Source organism: Actinoplanes sp. NPDC026670, assembly GCF_040638175.1.
GTDB lineage: Bacteria > Actinomycetota > Actinomycetes > Mycobacteriales > Micromonosporaceae > Actinoplanes.
The window spans coordinates 73,865-89,723 of the sequence record NZ_JBEZXU010000029.1; the positions used below are offsets into that span (position 1 = coordinate 73,865).

Below are 15,859 nucleotides of genomic sequence, written 5' to 3' on the forward strand. Positions count from 1 at the left end.
TCCGGGCCGGCTGCTGCCGGCCCGGAGGTGCTTTTCCCGCCACGATCGACAGCGCCCCGGGGGTTCTCTCATGCGCCGGTTCACCGACTACCGCACCTACACCGTCGCCGACAGCCGCTTCTACGAGGAGTTCGGGCGGGCCGACCTGCCGTACGACCTCGAACGCGACATGCGCGCGATGGCCTCACCCGACGACGAGGTCGTCGTCAACGGCGTCTGGGTCGTCTGCCGTCCGGCGGGCCTGCCGCCGCTGCGCGAGCACGGCTGGAAGATCCACGTGTCCGTCGTGCCGGACCAGGCCCGGCGGGCGATCCAGCTGCTGGCCGGCGAGTACCGCCGCCAGCCGTTCCATGTCAAGTGGCTGCGGGACCACGAGATGGTGGTCGCGGCGACCTCCCGGGCGTGGCCCACCGGACAGGTCGGCAAGATCGTCACCATCTATCCACGGGACGCCGAGGCCACCCGGGAGCTGCTGGCGCGCCTCGCGTCGCTGCTCGACGGGATCGAAGGGCCCTACATCCTGACCGACCGGCGTTACGGGGGATCGTCGTGCCTGTACTACCGGTACGGCCAGCACGCCGGCGGCAGGGGCACGCGCCCCGACGGGTCGCGGTCGGCGGTGCTGCGAGGGCCCGCGGGCGAGGAGTGGGAGGACACTCGCGAGCCGGTCTACCGGACGCCGCCCTGGGTGGACGAGTTGTTCGACGCCCCCGCAGCGCCGGCGGAGGACGACGGCCCGGTCATCAACGGCTACCGGATCACCAAGATGCTCAGCCACGGCGGCGCCGGCGGCGTGTACCTGGCCGAGCGGCTCGCCGACGGGACCTCGGCGGTGCTCAAGGAGTCACGCCCGCACACCGCGTTCGCATTGGACGGCTCGGACCGGCACACCCGGCTGCGGCGCGAGTTCGACGCCCTCACGTTGCTCGCGGACACCGGGGTGGCGCCGCGCCCGTACGGGCTGTTCACCGCGTGGGAGCACCTGTTCCTGGCGCAGGAGTTCATCGACGCGGTGCCGCTGGGCCGGTTCATCGCGGCCAACCGTCCGCGGTCGCACGACGACGAGACCGCCGTCGCGGCCTACAACGATCTGATCGACAAGGTGGTCGCCGGGGTGCGCGCGGCGGTGCGGACCTGCCACGAGCACGGCATCGGCTTCGGCGACCTGTCGCCCAGCAACATCTTCGTCCACCCGGAGACGTACGAGGTGCGGCTGATCGACTTCGAGTCCAGCCGGTCGCTGAGCGACTGGGGCTCGGGGCTGCCGGTGACGCCCGGGTTCGTCCCTCCGCAGAAGTCCGCCGCGTGGCAGGACGGGCGCGCGTTCGACGCCGTCGGCGTCGCCTCGGTCGAGATCGCGATGATCTCCAACCGCAACCTGCTGCGGGCCCTCGACGACGGCGCCCTCGTCCGGTCCACCGTGTACGCCGCGACCCTGATGCGCCGGCCACTGGGCGACCTGTTCGACCGGCTGGAGATGAACGCGGACGACACCGGCCCGCTCCCGATCGACGTGGTGGTCAAGGAATCGGTGCGCTTCATCGAGAACGTCATGACGACCGAGCGCAGCGACCGGGTGTTCCCCGCGGACCCGTCGGTCTTCACCACCAACGCCTGGTCGGTGGCGTACGGCGTGGCCGGCGTGGCCCGGGCGCTGCACCGGCTCACCGGGGCGCTCCCGCCCGCCCTGGAGCAGTGGCTCGACCGCGCCGACGGTGTGGCCGCGCTGCCGCCCGGTCTCTGCTACGGCCTGGCCGGGGTGGGCTGGACCCTGCTCGACGTCGGCCGCCCGGACCAGGGGCGGGACCTCCTGGACCGGGCGCTGACGGCGGACCCGGCGACACTGCCGGCCGACGTGGCCACCGGCGTCGCCGGGCTGGGGACCGCGGCACTCGCCGGCTGGCTGCGCACCGGCGACCGGGCGTACGTGGACCGGGCAGCAGGCCTCGGCGACCACCTGATCGACACCGCCCGCGACTCCGGGACCGGGCTGTACTGGCCGCAGCCCGGGGTCCGGCGCCATCCCAACGGCTACGCGTTCGGGTCGTCCGGCGTGGCGGTGTTCCTGCTCTACCTGCACCGGGCCACCGGAGAGTCCCGGTACCTGCACGCGGCACGCCGCGCGCTGTCCTACGAGGTCGCTCAGCTCGCACCTCGCGCGGACGGCGGGGTGTGGCTGCCCGGCCGGGCCGGCAGTTCGGTCTTCGAGCCGTACTGGGAGTTCGGTGGCTCCGGCTTCGGCGGCGCCCTGGCCCGCTTCTGCGCGGCGACCGGCGACGAACGGCTGCGCGCGAAGCTGGACCTGCTGGTCCGCAGCATCGTGACCGGGCTGGCGGTCAACGGCGGGCTCTACCTCGGCATGGCCGGCATGGCCAACTTCGCACTCGACTGCGACCATCTGCTCGGCAGCACACGGGAGAACCCGTACCGGGAGCTGGCATCGCAGATCACCCCGCCGATCCTCGCCCTCGCCTGTGAGCAGCCCGAGGGGATCGCCTTCCCGGGTAACGGTCTGCTCCGCTTCAGCACCGACTTCGCCACCGGCAGCGCCGGCATCGCGCTGGTGCTCGACCGGGTGCGGCGCGGCGGTCCGGACGTCAACTACACCCTCGACGAACTCCTGGAGCCCGCCGATGAGGGATGACGCGCTTTCGGTGATCGTCTGCGGCGCCAGCGCCGCGATGGACGCTCCGGACTACCTGATCGAGCTGCGGCGCCGGACGCCCGGACCGCTGCGGGTCCTGCTGACCGCCGGCGCCGAGCGGTTCGTCACCCGGCAGGTCGTCGACTGGCTGGCCGACGAGGCGTACGGCAGCGACGCGGTCGACCTCAACCCCACCGAGTTCGCGCTGCGGTCCCGGGCGGTGATCGTGCTGCCGTGCACCGCCAACATGCTGGCGAGCGCGGCGCTGGGCCTGGCCGCCACACCGGCGCAGACGGTCGTGCTGACGGCCCGCTCACCGGTGCTGTTCTTCCCGAACGTGCACGAGCGGATGTGGGCGCGGGCGAGCACCCGCAGACACGTCGCCACCCTGCGCGGCGACGGCCACGTGGTGGTCGATCCGGCCGAGCGCGAGGCGTACCTGATGTGGAGTCGCCAGTGGGGCCCGGCCCGGGTCCTGCCGTCGCCGCGTGACGTCGCCAAGATCGTCCTCGATCATCTGAGCGACGACGATGGCTGATCAACAGGTACAGCGGTGGACCCTGCTGCGGTACCCGGACTACGGACGACTGTGGCTGGGGCACGGCCTGTCCCTGCTCGGCGGTCACATGAGCACGCTGGCGCTGCCGTTGCTGGTACTGGACCAGACCGGCTCGGCGACGGCCGCCGGGCTGGTCGGCACCGTTCGGATGCTGGCGTACCTGGTCAGCAGCCTGCCGGCCGGGGCGCTCGCCGACCGGCTGCCACGCCGAGCCGTGCTGGTGCTGGCCGACGCCGTACGGGCGGCCGTCATGCTGGCGGTCGGGGTGGCACTGTGGTCCGGCTCGCCGCCTCCCATGGTCCTGCTGATCGGCGCCGGCGTGGTCGACACGGTCGTCTCGGCGGTCGCCGGCCCCGCGGGCACCGCGACCCTGCGCCACCTGGTCCCGGCCGCGGACCTGGCCCGGGCGGTGGCCCTGGACACCGGCCGCGGCCTCGCCCTCGGCCTGATCGGACCGCTGCTCGGCGGCGTCCTCTATCAGCTGGCGCCGGCGTTGCCGTTCCTGCTCGACGCGGTCACATACGGATTCTCACTGGTGTTGATCCTCGCCATCCGGCGAGATCTCGGCGGCGGCCGGTCCGACGGGGCGACGCTGCGGTCGGACATCGTGGACGGTGTCCGTTTCGTGGCCCGCTCACGCTTCATCGTGTTCTACATGGTGTGGGCGGCGCTGATGAACTTCGCCACCGCCGGCATCACGTTCGGTCTCGTGGTGGTGATCGGCCCGGCGGATGCGGCGGGGCTCGGCGCGGCGATGACCGTGCTGGCCCTCGGCGGCATCGCGGGCACGGCGATCGCCCCGCGACTGTCCGGTTGGGATCAGCAGACGCTGGTCCGGCTGTCCACCGCCTCTTCGGTGCTGGTCGGGGTGGTGATCACGCTGGTGCCGCATCCGGTGGTGATCGTGGCGTGTATCGCGGCCCGGTCGCTGCTCGCCCCGGCTGCCGGGATCCACTTCAACGCACGGGTGTTCGCCCTGGTGGCGGACGCGATGACCGCCCGGGTGCAGAGCACGATGTATCTCATCGGGGGAGCCTTCTACCCGTTCGCCACGCTGGTCAGCGGTTGGCTGTGCGAGTGGCGCTCGCCGTCGTTCGCCTTCGCGGTCTTCACCGTGCTGCTGGGCGGGGTCATGGCACTCACGCTGCTGCCGTCCCTGCAGGCGCAGGCGGTGACGCCGCCGCGATCTTGTTGATTTCAACCGGACCAGGTGTGCCGGAAGTCAACAAGATCGCGGGGAGGGCGTCAGCCGAGGCGGAAGCTCTGGGCTGCTGTTCCGTTGCAGGTGTACTGGACGAGCTGGACGCTGTCGGCGGTGCTCGCCGCCGGGACGTCCAGGCACTTGCCGCTGTTGCGGTTGACGAAGTGGTAGTAGCCGCCGCCCTCGGCGACCGGCTGCCATTGCTGGTTGCTGCCTCCGCCGTACGCCCAAGTCTGGATCTTGGCATTGTCGGCCGTGGAAACGCCCGTCACGTCGATGACCTGGGCCGAGTTGCCGCGGTTGTTGATCCGGACGTATCCGCTGCCGGCGCTGGCGAACTGGTACTGCTGCGCGTTCGAGCCGTTGCAGGTGTACTGCTGGATGGCGGTGCCGTTGATGGTGCCGGCCGCGCGGGCGTCGACGCACTTGCCGCTGTTCTTGCTGATCACCGGGTACCAGGCGGCCGGGTCGATCGGGCTGTCAGTGGGTGGCGGGGTGGTCGGGGTGCCGCCGCCCAGCCACTGCAGGCCCTGGATCAGCCACTGGTTCTGCTGCGCGCTGTCGAACGTCGACGACGTACGCGTGTTGGTCTCGTAGTTCATGCCGTTGTGGCCGAAGTTGGCGTACAGCATCTTGTAGTTCTTGTTGGTCCACAGGATCGGGTAGTAGCCGCTGCGCCACTGCTGGTTGGGGTCGGTGCCGACCGGGAAGGTGGACGCGTCGAGCGAGGCCAGGATGTCGATGTTCGGGTTCTGGCGCAGGTCGTTGCTCCACGAGTACCACTCGCTGACCGACGACTGGATGGTCGCGGGCAGCCCGGCCGTGGACGGGTGGTTCCGGTTGTCGATCCGCAGGGTCTCGGCGGTCGGGCCCCACGTGTTGGTGGCGAAGTTCCCCGAGCCCAGGAACGTGTTGTAGTACCAGCTCCACGAGCTCGCGCTGGTGGTGAAGGCGCTCACGTGGAAGCCGAGGAACCCGCCGCCGTTCTGCATGTAGGTCTGGAACGCGGCCCGGCGCTCAGCGGGCGGCCCGTCGTCCAGGAACATGATCACCTGGTAGCCGGCCAGGCCGGTGGCGCTCAGCCGGCTCCAGTCGGTGGTGGCCTCCCAGGTGAAGCCGTGCTGGGCGCCGGCTTTCGGGAACCAGTCCCGGGCTTCCTTGTCGAAGTCGATGTGCGCGGCGTCCCAGGTGCCGTTGTAGAAGGCGAGCACCTTGAACGGGGCCGCGGCGACGGCCTGGACGGAGTTCACGACCAGGCCCGTCGCGATCGCGGTGAGCAGGGCCAACGACGCCACCAGGGCGCGTTTGAGCAGCTTTGTGGCCAACGTGGATACCTCGGGGATTCAAAGGGGAGCTTGATTTCCATCCTCAGGTATCGATGCCCGGCCTCGCAAGGTTAACAGTCCTAATAGTTAAAACATCTTCCTAACGGCTCAGTTCAGGATCGCGCCGGTCACCGCGACCTGCTCCTTGAGAACCCCGCTGATCAGCCGCTGGGTCTGGTTGATCTCGTCGACCGCCTGGTGGATCTGCGCCAGCGAGGAGGTGACCGCGTCGACCTTCTCCTGAATCGCGTTCACCTTGGCACTGACCTCGTCGGTCGCCCGCTCGGTCTCGGTCGACAGCTCCTTCACCTCACCCGCGACCACGGCGAACCCCTTGCCCGACTCGCCGGCCCGGGCCGCCTCGATCGTGGCGTTCAGGGCGAGCAGCTTGGTCTGCGCCGCGATCGTCTGAATCGCCCGCACCACGTTGTTGATCTCGGTGCTGGCCTGGCCGAGCGCCGCCACCTGCTCGTTCGCCGACGCCGCCAGGCTCTCGCTGTTCTCCGCCACCGCCGACGCCGAGCTGACGTTACGTTCCACCTCGGCGATCGAGTCGAGCAGCTCCCGGCCCGCCTGGTGCAACTGCTCGGTCGACGCGAACCGCTCCAGCGCCTGCCCGACCAGGAACGCCGTGTTGCGCAGGGCGCTCTCCCGTCCCGGGTACATGATCAGGGTCCGGGTGGCGAAGAAGTCCATCGTGCCGACGATCCGGCCGCCGACCCGGATCGGCAGGCACACCCCGGACTTCACCCCGACCGCCTGCGCCGCCGGGCGCCGCACGCAGTCGGTCAGCTCACCGAGGTCCTCGACGAACACCAGATCACCACGGTCCCAGGCCCGGCCGGACAGGCCGACCCCCCGGGCGAACGACGCGGTCATCGTCACCTGCCGGAACTCCGCGCCGGCGTCACCCGACTCCAGGGCGAACCGCAGCACATCCGCGCTCTCGTCGAGCGCCCAGAACGAGCCGTACTGCCAGTCGAAGTCCTTGCGGATGGTGTCCAGCGCCGACCGCAGCGCCTCCTCACGGCTGCCGGCCTGGGTCATCTGGCGGATCACCGTGGAGAGCGCCTCCACGTCCTGCGCGGTCTTCTCCTGCTGAACCAGCTCGTGCAGGCGGACCAGCGTGCCCGACGCCAGCACGCCGATCGCCCGCAGCGCCGACAGCCGGCCGGCCGACGGCTCCAGCTCCTCGGTGGTGAAGAAGTCCATGGTGCCGACCACCTTGCCGGCCTCGATGATCGGGAAGCAGATGCCGCTGCGCACTCCGGCCCGCAACGCCTCGGGGGCACGCACGCAGTCCGTCACCTCGGCGAGATTACGGACGAAGACCAGGTCGCGGGTACGCCATGCGCGCCCCGACAGGCCCACCCCTTCAGCGAACGACGCGGCCAGCGTGACTTTCCGGAACTCCTCGTTGACCGTCCCGCAGTCCTGCGCGAACCGCAGCACCCGGGAGTTGTGGTCGAGCTGCCAGTAGGAGCCGTACGCCCATCCGAACCGCTCCCGCACCAGCCGCAGGATGGCCCCGATCGCCTCGTCCGGCGAACCCACCTTCTCCATCGCCTGCACGATCTCGGTGACCGCTTCGACATCGGCCGCCGCCTCGGCGAGCTCCGACTGGAGCCGGTTGATGGCGTGCGGCTTACGCGGTCCGAACATGCAGTCTCCCCCAGATGAAGAGCGGCCCGGCGCCGCCCAGCTTCACCTTCGGGCCACGGCCGCCGCTCATGAGCGCGACGCCCCAACCCGGAAAAGGTCAGGGCAACGGCCCTGCAACGTTGCGGCGGGCCGGTCACCGCATGAGGGCGGTCAGGCGGGCGGGCCGGCGATGATCAGGGCGGAGATCGCGAGCCAGCCGATGTGCCAGGCCTGGTCCAGCTCGAACAGGCCGGTGCCGGGTCCGCTCGTGGCGGGCCCGGCCGGCCGGACCACACCGACGTGGTCGAGGTAGCCGCCACGGCCCAGACGACGGCCGAGACGGATCAGCGGGGTGCGCAGGTCGGCGATGAAGTGGGTGACCGCGTTCACCGCGATCCCCACGACGAGCCAGCCCGGCTCCAGCGGCAGCCGCAGCCACCAGGCGGCGCCGAGCAGGAAGATCGACGTGGTCGCGGTCCACGACATGACGTGTTTCGCGCAGTGCCAGAGCGCCACCGACCGTACGCAGCCTTCGTTGTCGAGGCCTTTGCCGTACGCCTGACCGCTGGTCTGCACCCAGTGGTCGCCGATGTAGTGCCCGGCCAGCATCACCCCGAACGCCACCGCAGCGGTGACCGCCCTGACCAGATCTTCGTGCTCCATGCCGCGATCCGCCTCCGCCGAGAGTGCCGTCCCATAACCCACTCCAGCACTACGACGCGGCTGGAACCCGCAAACGTGTCCGCGCACACTGCGTCACGTCCGTCACCCCACAAACCTTAAAACCTTCAAAACCCCCATGTGGTACGGGATCAGGCGCCCTGCCACCCGCGGACCCGGTGGACCCGAGCCGTTTTCGGGTAGCGGCCGCCCGGAGACCGTCCGCCGGTCTCGAAGATGTCGACCATCAGGATCATCGGATAGTCCGGGGCCTGCGCGAACCTTCCGACCACCATTCCTTCGCAGCCGATCACCGTGCCGCCGGAACCCCAGATCGCGGTCCACGTGTGCGGGCGAGCCGCGCCGACGGGCACCCGCACCTCGGTCATGTCGGTGCGCAGCCGGTCGTCGTGGTGCGCCTTGATCCCGGTCCGTGCGGTCGTGGCGTGTTCACCGACCGCCTCGGCGTCGATCTCGAAGACGCAGATCTCGCCGCTGTCGCGTGGGCCGAGGTGTTCGCTGCCGACCAGCCACACGGCGAGCATGGTGCCCGGGGCGACGGCGGCGCGCACCGTCACGTCGACCCGGCCGGCCGACGGCGTCCAGAGCAGGCGGGTGGTGTCGGCGGTGCGCACGGTGAGCCCGTCCGGCCGGTGCCGGTGGGTGCCGTGGACGGTTCCGGCCGTACCCGCGAAATTGCCTGTCTGGATGTTGGAGACCCGCAGCGGAGCGTCCTCGGGCCGCCAGTCCGGCTGGTCGTCGTCGATCCGCAGCAGCAGGCCGTCGCCGTCGAGCTCGTAGCGGGCCCGGGACCGCTCGGGGGTGCTCCAGTGCGGCAGGTAGTGATCGATCCAGAAGTCCTCGCGCAGGCTCGGGCCGGTGAAGTCGTCGGCGAGGTCCGGAGCGCGGGACGGCGGCGCGGGCAGCGCGTCGAAGGTCACGTCACATCCCACCACACCTGCCGTTCAGTGACGGTGCGTGACTCCCAGAATGCAGACGACTGCGTCACATCCGGATGGGGGCGGACCGGGTTCGCGGTAAGGGGCAGGTAGCCTCCCGGTCATGCGACCAATGACCACCGCGGCCGTCGTCACCAGCACCCTTCTGGCGATGTCCGGCTGCGCCACCAGCGGACAGTCCGTCGATCCGGCCGCCACCGCGGCCCCGGCGGTGACCATCAGCGGCCTGGACGAGGCGACCGCGACCGTCTGCGGCATCGCCAACCAGGCCACGCTCGGTGAGGGCGGTTACGACTTCGACGTCGCCACCGCCAACCAGATCGTGACTGTCGGCAATACGTCGAAGAGCACCGTGATCACCTCGGCGGCCAACGTGCTGTCGGTCTCGACCCGGCAGGCGCAGGCCTCGGCCGGGCAGCCGGAGGAGGCCGCTCACCTGGCCGAGCTGCGCACCGCGATCCTGAAGTTCCAGACCATCTGCCAGGACGTGGATGCGCTGGTCGGCAGCATCGAGCAGAGCGAACACGCGGTCGACGACGACTCGGTCAAGTCGACCCGCTGACCGCCCGATCGTGAACCCCCGGCCCACACCACGGCCCGGGGGTTTTCCTGTTCCGGCGGCCTTTCGGCCGGCGACTGTCCACTGTCGATCGATGCCGGTCATCACGATCGACCGGCGCGCCCTACCTGACATGGCCCCCGACGTGCTGATACGGTTCCGGGCGCTCACCCGGAAGGAGTCGTTTGTTCGATGAGGATGATCGGCTGTCCGGCCCATGTGAGCGGAACCGGTGTGGCGGTAATTTCACCGTCCACACGTCACCTGGCCTTGGGGGAGTGCCTTGCAGGTGAACGACCCGGCCCGGGACGCGTTACAGCAGGTGGAGAGCGCCGCACACCTGTACGCGGCGGGCGAGGACGAGATAGCGGCGTTCCGCGAGATCCTGTCCCGGCAACATCCGAACGACCGTGGCACCTACGCGTGCGCCGCCCTGGACCGGGTGATCACCGACATCGCCTTCGACCACCGGACCGAGTGCGACGGCGGACCCGACTGCCGGACCTGCGCGGGCATGCGTGACGCGCTGACGATCGCGGTGGCCAGCGTCCGGTCGATGATCGCCGACGAGATGACCTGGCGGAACCGGCGGAACCGGCGCTGGTTCTGGAACCGCTGACCGGCCGTCACTGCATGCGGAAGTCGGCGAAGTCGAACCCGGGCGCGACCACGCAGCTGACCAGGACCGGTTCCGTTCCGGTCGGCTCGGCGGCCTGCCAGACGCCCGGCGGGATCAGCACCTGCGGCTCCTGACCGGCGGCGATGTCCGGCCCGAGCAGCACCTCGTCACCGTCCGCGGGCTGCTCACCGGCGCCGCCCCGGCGCAGCAGCAGCGGCCCGCCGGAGTGCCAGAACCACAGCTCGGCCGAACGCACCACATGCCAGGCCGACCGCTCGCCCGGGTGCAGCAGGAAGTAGATGGCCGTGGCGGCGTGCCGGGGACCGCCGTAACCCTCCGGCTCGAACGTGACGGGTGAACGCCAGGTCTCCCGGTACCAGCCGCCCTCGGGGTGCGGTTCCAGACCGAGGCGTTCGACAAGATCAGACGGCATGGACCGGATCCTATGCCTTCAGAGGGTGTACGGTGTACGGAACAGCCCATTCGGGTCGACGACGGCCTGGAGGCGGCGCAGCCGTTCGACGTGCGGGCCGTGATAGCGGGCCGGATCGGCCGGCCCCGGCTCCAGGTAGTTGACGTAGCGGCCGGACGACCACGACGCCACCGCGCGATGCCCGGAGTCGATCCACGTGTAGCCGTCGGCCACCGAGGCCGGACTCGCGGCCGGCAGGTCGACCAGCCACTGCAGCATGCAGCTCGCGCCGTGCCACGGGAACGCGTTGGCGTCGGCCGCGACCCGGGCCGGCGCGCCGGTCATCCGTTTGAGCTTGGCCAGGCCCGGCCGGCGGCTCGCGGCCCGCGCCTGCACTACGGCGATCAGCGCGTCCACTCCGGCGGGTGGCACCGTGCCGGTGAAGATCTCGCTGCCGATCACATGCGTGCCCCGTGCGGCTCCGGCCGCCCGGTCCTGGAGCAGCCGTACATGCGGCTTGCTCTCGAAAGCCGTCGTGGCGGGCTCCCGGCCGATCGCCCGGACCAGTTCGGCCGCCTCGGCCGGGGCGTCGCCGTCGAGGACGTACCCGCCGATGCGCACCGACAGCGTCCCCGTCGCGTCGGAGACGAACTGGCACGCCGACCAGCAGTTGTCCGGCGCCGCCGCGTTCCTGGCCTGCCAGCCGGCGGCGACCGCGGCGGCGTCCGCCCACGCGAAGGTGAGCAGATAGGTGCCGGTGGTCCCGGCCGGATGGGTGCGCATCCGCCACGATGTGACCACCCCGAACCGCCCGCCGCCGCCACCGCACAGCGCCCAGAACAGCTCCGGTTCCCGCTCGGCGTCCACCGTCCGGGAGTTGCCGTCGGCGGTCACCACGTCTGCGGCCACCACGTTGTCGCAGGTCAGGCCATAGGCTGAGGCGGCCGCTCCGATGCCGCCGCCACACGTCAGCCCGCTGATGCCGACACTCCCGCAGGTGCCCGCCGGCACCGACACCCCGTGCACGCCGAGCCCGGTGTACACATCGATCAGCGGCGCGCCGCCACCGATCGTCGCGGTTCCGGTGGCCGCGTCGTACTCCACGCCCTTCATCGCCCGCGTGTCGAGAACCATCCCGGCCGCGGTCGTCGACGCCCCGACATAGGAGTGCCCGCCACCTCGCGGAACGATCGGCAGCCCCATCCGGACCGCGAACCCCACCCCCGCGACCACGTCGGCCGGCCCGGCACACCGCAGCACCGCCGGCGGCAGCACCGTGTCGAACCGTGGCGAGAACAACCGCCGTGCCTCGTCATACCCCGCGCCGCCGGGCAGTTCGAGGCTCCCCTCGAGCCCGTCGGCGAGTGCCTGCCAGTCGGCGGCGGTGGGTTCGGGCCCCGGCCTGCCCATACCCGCCCGTGCATCCGTCGGCGCGGCCCCGCCGGCCTTCGCGGGAGCCCACTCTTGGGCGGCCCACTCGACTTTCGGCGCGGCCAGACCGACAAGCCCAGCCCGAAACAGCCCACGACGGGACAACGGCATGCAAACATCCTGACATAACTCGTTATTCCCGTCCCAGCTTTCCCCTCGACCCGCCCGCGACCCGTCCGCGCTCCGCCCGCGCCCCGTCCGCGGTCCGCCTGCGCTCCGCCCGCGCCCCGTCCGCGGTCCGCCTGCGCTCCGTCCGCGTTCCGTCCGCGGTCCGCACGCTGCTCCCGTGCCGTCCGTGTGCCGCCCGCGAGCCGCTCAGTCAGCCGAGGCCGCCGTCCGGCAGGCGCTCGCCGGTGGCGGCCGCCACCCAGTAGAGCTGCTTGTGCCCACGGGCTTCCATCTCAGCCGCCACCTCTTCGGCCTCCACCCGGGACGCCCGCCGAGTCACCACGAACCGATTCCCGTTGTCATCCTGCCGCCACACCACCCAGCCCACATCAGTCACAGCCCCATCCTGCCGCCCACCCGCCAGCCGTCGCTCACGTCGGTATCGGGGTGCCGATGACCATGGTGGGCGACGGCTGAGCCCGCGAGCCGTCGCTCACGTCGGTTTTGGGGTGCGGATGACCATGGTGGGCGACGGCTGAGCCCGCGAGCCGTCGCTCACGTCGGTTTTGGGGTGCGGTTGGCCGTGGTGGGCGACGGCTGAGGCTGCGAGCCGTCGTTGACGTGGGTTTTGGGGTGCGGATGGCCGTGGTGGGCGACGGCTGAGGCTGCGGGCCGTCGCTGACGTGGGTTTTGGGGTGCCGGTGGCCGTGGTGGGCGACGGCTGAGGCTGCGAGCCGTCGTTCACGTCGGTTTTGGAGTGCGGATGACCATCGTGGGCGACGGCTGAGGCCGCGAGCCGTCGCTTACGTCGGTATTGGGGTGCCGATGACCATGGTGGGCGACGGCTGGGGTGGGAGTCAGTGGACTGCGGGCTCGACGGTGAGGGTTCCGGTGTCGGCGTTCAGGTGGGCGGGGACTCCCAAGGGGACTGCCATCTGGGTTCGGCCGTGGCCGATCGGCAGGTTGGCCAGGACCGGGATGCCACTGCTGTTCAGGTGTTCGGCCAGGACCTGGTCGGCGCCCGGGCAGGCGGTGAACGAGCCGACGGCCACTCCGGCCAGGCCTTCGAACCAGCCGGAGCGTTTCAGCTGGACGATCATCCGGTCCACTCGGTAGGCGGCCTCGTTCACCTCTTCGATCAGCAGGATCGCGCCGGTGAGGTCGGGCTGGTGGCGGGTTCCCGTGGTTGCGGCCAGCAGGGTCAGGTTGCCGCCGAGCAGTGTTCCGTGTGCCTGGCCGGGATGGTGGACGTTCATCGGTGCGTCGTCGGTGGCGGGGAGCGGTGGAGTGGCGGTCCGGCTCGGGTCGGGGGCCGCGGTGAGTGTCCGCGAGGTGTCGATGGGCGTCGGCGGGGCGGCGGTGAGTGTCCGCGAGGTGTCGATGGGCGGGGGTGCGGTGAGGGTCAGTGGGGTGGTGGTTGTCAGGGACTGGCGGGCGGCGGCTGTGGTCGGTGGGTCGTTCAGCAGGGTGCTTCCGGTTGGGCCGTGGACTGTGGCCAGGCCCGCCTCGTGCCACAGGGCCAGGTGCAGGGCGGTGATGTCGGAGAAGCCGATCACCAGTTTCGGGTCGGCTCGGACCGCGTCGTAGTCGAGGTGGTCGACGATTCGCTGGGTGCCGTAGCCGCCCCGGAGGCACAGGATTCCGCGGACCTCCGGGTTGCGGAAGGCTGCTTCCAGGTCGGAACGGCGCTCGTCGTCCGTACCGGAAAGGAAAGATCGCCTGCCTAGAGCGTGCGGGCCGCGGTGAGTTCGCAGCCCCCAGGTTTTCAGGATCTCGGCCGCGTCGGTGGCCTGGGATTCGGTGACCGGACCGGCTGGGGCGACCAGGGCGACCAGGTCGCCCGGTGCGAGACGGCGCGGCCGGATCATCGGGCCGGCGGGGGAGAAAGCGGCCGGATCATCGGGCCGACGAGGGAGAAGGCGACCGACCCAGAGGTGGCCGCCGGCAGAAAGAAAGCGGCGGCCGCCGGCGGGGGAGACGGCGGCGGGTTCAGCGGCGGTCGGCGGCGGCGTAGGAGACGGCGGCGGTGACGGCGGAGACCGCGATCACCGACGGCCACGAGCCGATCCGGCGGGCCAGCGGGTGGGAGACCGCGAACGCGCCGACATACGTCGCGACCAGGGCGCCGGTGGTGACCGGGCCGGTGCGGCGGGCCCACTGACGGCCGGCCAGGATGCCGCCGGCGGCGAGCACCGCGCCGCCGAGCGGGCGGATGCCGGTGCGGCGGGCGATCTGCCAGCCGCCGATCAGGGAGCCGGCGGTGATGACCGCGGTCGGTACGCGCATGATCCTGACCGTACACCGGGAGCCGGCGGGTGGATCGAGGGCCGGCCGGCAGCGGGGCGGTAAGTGAGGGGGGCGAGCGAACACGGGGCGGCGCGGCGGCCGCCGGTCCGACATGATCACCGGCATGAATCAGTGGCGGTCCGTGCTGGCCGGCGCCGGTGGGGCGATGGTCGTTGTCGTCACCGGCAGCGCCTTCTTCGTCAACGAGCTCCTGCCGTCGATCTCTCAGCATGCGATCAACCCGTCCGGCCCGATCTACGCCCTGGCCCTGCTCGTGATCACGGTCGGCGCGCTGCTCCTGCTGCGCTGGTGGCCGTACCTGCTGCTGGCCGCCGCCCTGCTCGGGGTCCTGATCGTCGTCCTGGGCCTGCCCGACGACCTGGGCGTGTACTACCCCGTCCCGTATCCGCTGCTGGCTGTGCTCCACTACGTCCCGTACCCGCTGGCGCTGGTCGGCACGCTCGGCTGCGCGCAGAGCCTGCGTGACCGGGGCGCCGTGGTGGCGGGGCTGACCGGCGGGGCGATCGTGTTCGCCACCGCGGTGACCGGTTCGATCCGGTGGCTGCACGGTCCGATCACCGCGCCGTGGTACACCGGGCTGATCACTTTCGGCCTGCTTGCGGTGCTGCCGGCGGTGTGGACGCTGCGTCGCGGTGACGCCGCGGCGGCCCTGCCTGCCGGCCGGCCGGGCACCTGGCAGCTCGTCGCGACCGGGCTGGTGTTGTCGCTGACCATCGTGGCCGGCTGGATCGGCGGGCAGATGACCGCGCTGCACATCATTCCGTGGGACGACCCGTGGCTGGAGAGGCTCGTGCTCGGTACGGCCACCGTGGTCGTGGCCACCTGGCTGACCGCGCTCGGCGGACCGTGGACGTTGGCCGGCACCCTGACCGGCGCCGCGATCCTGGTGTCGGTGGTGCAGCCGCTGTACATCGCGGTCGGGAGCCTGCGGGAGGCCGGGCCGGCCGGATGGGTGGCGGTCGCGGCCGGGCTGGCGCTCGGCTCGGCGGTCGCGGTGACCCGATGGCGGGTGTACGGCGCGGTCGCCCTGACCGTGGCGGCTGCGGTCACCCTGGTGCTGACCCGTGACCTGATCCGGCTCGGTCTGCACAGCGGCGAGCGGGACTCGCGGGTGTACCCGCTGCTGGTGCTCTGTGTCGCCGCGACCGTCGCGGTGTTCGGGGCGGTCGCGCCGGCCCTGGCCCCGCACGGCGCGGTCCCGGCGGCGCTGGGGCCGCTGGCCGCGACGGTCGCGGTCGGCGGGGCCAACACGATCAACGGCTTGGACCGGTGGTCGTCCGGCGCCGAGGACGGCGAATTCGTCGTGTCGGCGGTGCTCGCCCTGGTCGCCGGCCTGGGTGTGGCGGGCCTCGGCCTGGCCCGGCACCTGATCGGGAGGCGTACGCGCGGTGCCGGCCCGGTGCCCGCCGAGACTACTGTGGCGCCGTGACTGTG

The 15,859-nt window shown here is 71.4% G+C and carries 15 protein-coding genes; 6 read left to right on the forward strand and 9 right to left on the reverse strand.

Going from position 1 to position 15,859, the window contains the following annotated elements:
- Positions 1-70 precede the first annotated feature (70 nt).
- The 3 genes from lanKC to AB0E94_RS26980 are packed head-to-tail and all read left to right on the forward strand — an operon-like array spanning position 71 to position 4,398.
- Positions 71-2,644: a class III lanthionine synthetase LanKC gene (lanKC, locus tag AB0E94_RS26970; protein ID WP_360331143.1), complete on the forward strand. Its 2,574-nt coding sequence runs from the start codon at positions 71-73 to the stop codon at positions 2,642-2,644.
- Positions 2,634-3,182 carry a flavoprotein gene (locus AB0E94_RS26975; RefSeq protein WP_360331146.1) on the forward strand — a complete coding sequence of 183 codons (549 nt, stop codon included), beginning with the start codon at positions 2,634-2,636 and terminating at the stop codon, positions 3,180-3,182. The genes lanKC and AB0E94_RS26975 overlap by 11 nt, the downstream gene beginning before the upstream one ends.
- Entirely contained in the window at positions 3,175-4,398 is a 1,224-nt protein-coding gene (locus tag AB0E94_RS26980; protein ID WP_360331149.1) for an MFS transporter, read from the forward strand. The genes AB0E94_RS26975 and AB0E94_RS26980 overlap by 8 nt, the downstream gene beginning before the upstream one ends.
- A 50-nt stretch (positions 4,399-4,448) precedes the next feature.
- Here AB0E94_RS26980 and AB0E94_RS26985 read toward each other — a convergent pair whose 3' ends face one another.
- The 4 genes from AB0E94_RS26985 to AB0E94_RS27000 all read right to left on the reverse strand — a co-directional run bounded on the left by AB0E94_RS26985 (position 4,449) and on the right by AB0E94_RS27000 (position 8,971).
- A complete protein-coding gene (locus tag AB0E94_RS26985) occupies positions 4,449-5,729 on the reverse strand; it encodes a ThuA domain-containing protein (RefSeq protein WP_360331152.1) in 1,281 nt (426 codons plus the stop codon).
- A 108-nt stretch (positions 5,730-5,837) separates the two neighbouring features.
- On the reverse strand, positions 5,838-7,391 hold the full coding sequence (locus AB0E94_RS26990; protein ID WP_360331155.1) for a GAF domain-containing protein: 1,554 nt from the start codon (positions 7,389-7,391) through the stop codon (positions 5,838-5,840).
- A gap of 150 nt (positions 7,392-7,541) precedes the next feature.
- Complete coding sequence (locus AB0E94_RS26995; protein WP_360331157.1) at positions 7,542-8,033, reverse strand: transcriptional regulator; 492 nt, start codon at positions 8,031-8,033, stop codon at positions 7,542-7,544.
- Positions 8,034-8,182: 149 nt separating this feature from the next.
- The gene (locus AB0E94_RS27000; protein ID WP_360331159.1) at positions 8,183-8,971 is read right to left on the reverse strand and encodes a hypothetical protein; all 789 of its coding nucleotides are present in this window, start codon (positions 8,969-8,971) and stop codon (positions 8,183-8,185) included.
- Positions 8,972-9,092: 121 nt separating this feature from the next.
- Here AB0E94_RS27000 and AB0E94_RS27005 point away from each other — a divergent pair, with 121 nt between their 5' ends.
- Positions 9,093-9,551 carry a hypothetical protein gene (locus AB0E94_RS27005; RefSeq protein ID WP_360331162.1) on the forward strand — a complete coding sequence of 153 codons (459 nt, stop codon included), beginning with the start codon at positions 9,093-9,095 and terminating at the stop codon, positions 9,549-9,551.
- 286 nt (positions 9,552-9,837) lie between these two features.
- Positions 9,838-10,167, forward strand: coding sequence for a hypothetical protein (locus AB0E94_RS27010; protein WP_360331163.1), 330 nt, complete (start codon positions 9,838-9,840; stop codon positions 10,165-10,167).
- Between the two features lie 7 nt (positions 10,168-10,174).
- Here AB0E94_RS27010 and AB0E94_RS27015 read toward each other — a convergent pair whose 3' ends face one another.
- From AB0E94_RS27015 to AB0E94_RS27035, 5 genes are all read right to left on the reverse strand, one after another.
- On the reverse strand, positions 10,175-10,600 hold the full coding sequence (locus AB0E94_RS27015; RefSeq protein ID WP_360331165.1) for a cupin domain-containing protein: 426 nt from the start codon (positions 10,598-10,600) through the stop codon (positions 10,175-10,177).
- Between the two features lie 18 nt (positions 10,601-10,618).
- Complete coding sequence (locus AB0E94_RS27020) at positions 10,619-11,989, reverse strand: FAD-binding oxidoreductase (RefSeq protein WP_360331166.1); 1,371 nt, start codon at positions 11,987-11,989, stop codon at positions 10,619-10,621.
- 340 nt (positions 11,990-12,329) lie between these two features.
- The gene (locus AB0E94_RS27025) at positions 12,330-12,515 is read right to left on the reverse strand and encodes an SPOR domain-containing protein (protein ID WP_360331169.1); all 186 of its coding nucleotides are present in this window, start codon (positions 12,513-12,515) and stop codon (positions 12,330-12,332) included.
- A 460-nt stretch (positions 12,516-12,975) separates the two neighbouring features.
- On the reverse strand, positions 12,976-13,986 hold the full coding sequence (locus tag AB0E94_RS27030; RefSeq protein WP_360331171.1) for an LD-carboxypeptidase: 1,011 nt from the start codon (positions 13,984-13,986) through the stop codon (positions 12,976-12,978).
- Positions 13,987-14,107: 121 nt separating this feature from the next.
- Positions 14,108-14,404 (reverse strand): hypothetical protein, encoded by a 297-nt coding sequence (locus AB0E94_RS27035; RefSeq protein WP_360331174.1) that lies wholly within the window; start codon positions 14,402-14,404, stop codon positions 14,108-14,110.
- Positions 14,405-14,528: 124 nt separating this feature from the next.
- Between AB0E94_RS27035 and AB0E94_RS27040 the strand changes: the two genes are divergently transcribed.
- Positions 14,529-15,854 (forward strand): hypothetical protein, encoded by a 1,326-nt coding sequence (locus AB0E94_RS27040; protein ID WP_360331177.1) that lies wholly within the window; start codon positions 14,529-14,531, stop codon positions 15,852-15,854.
- Positions 15,855-15,859: the final 5 nt, after the last annotated feature.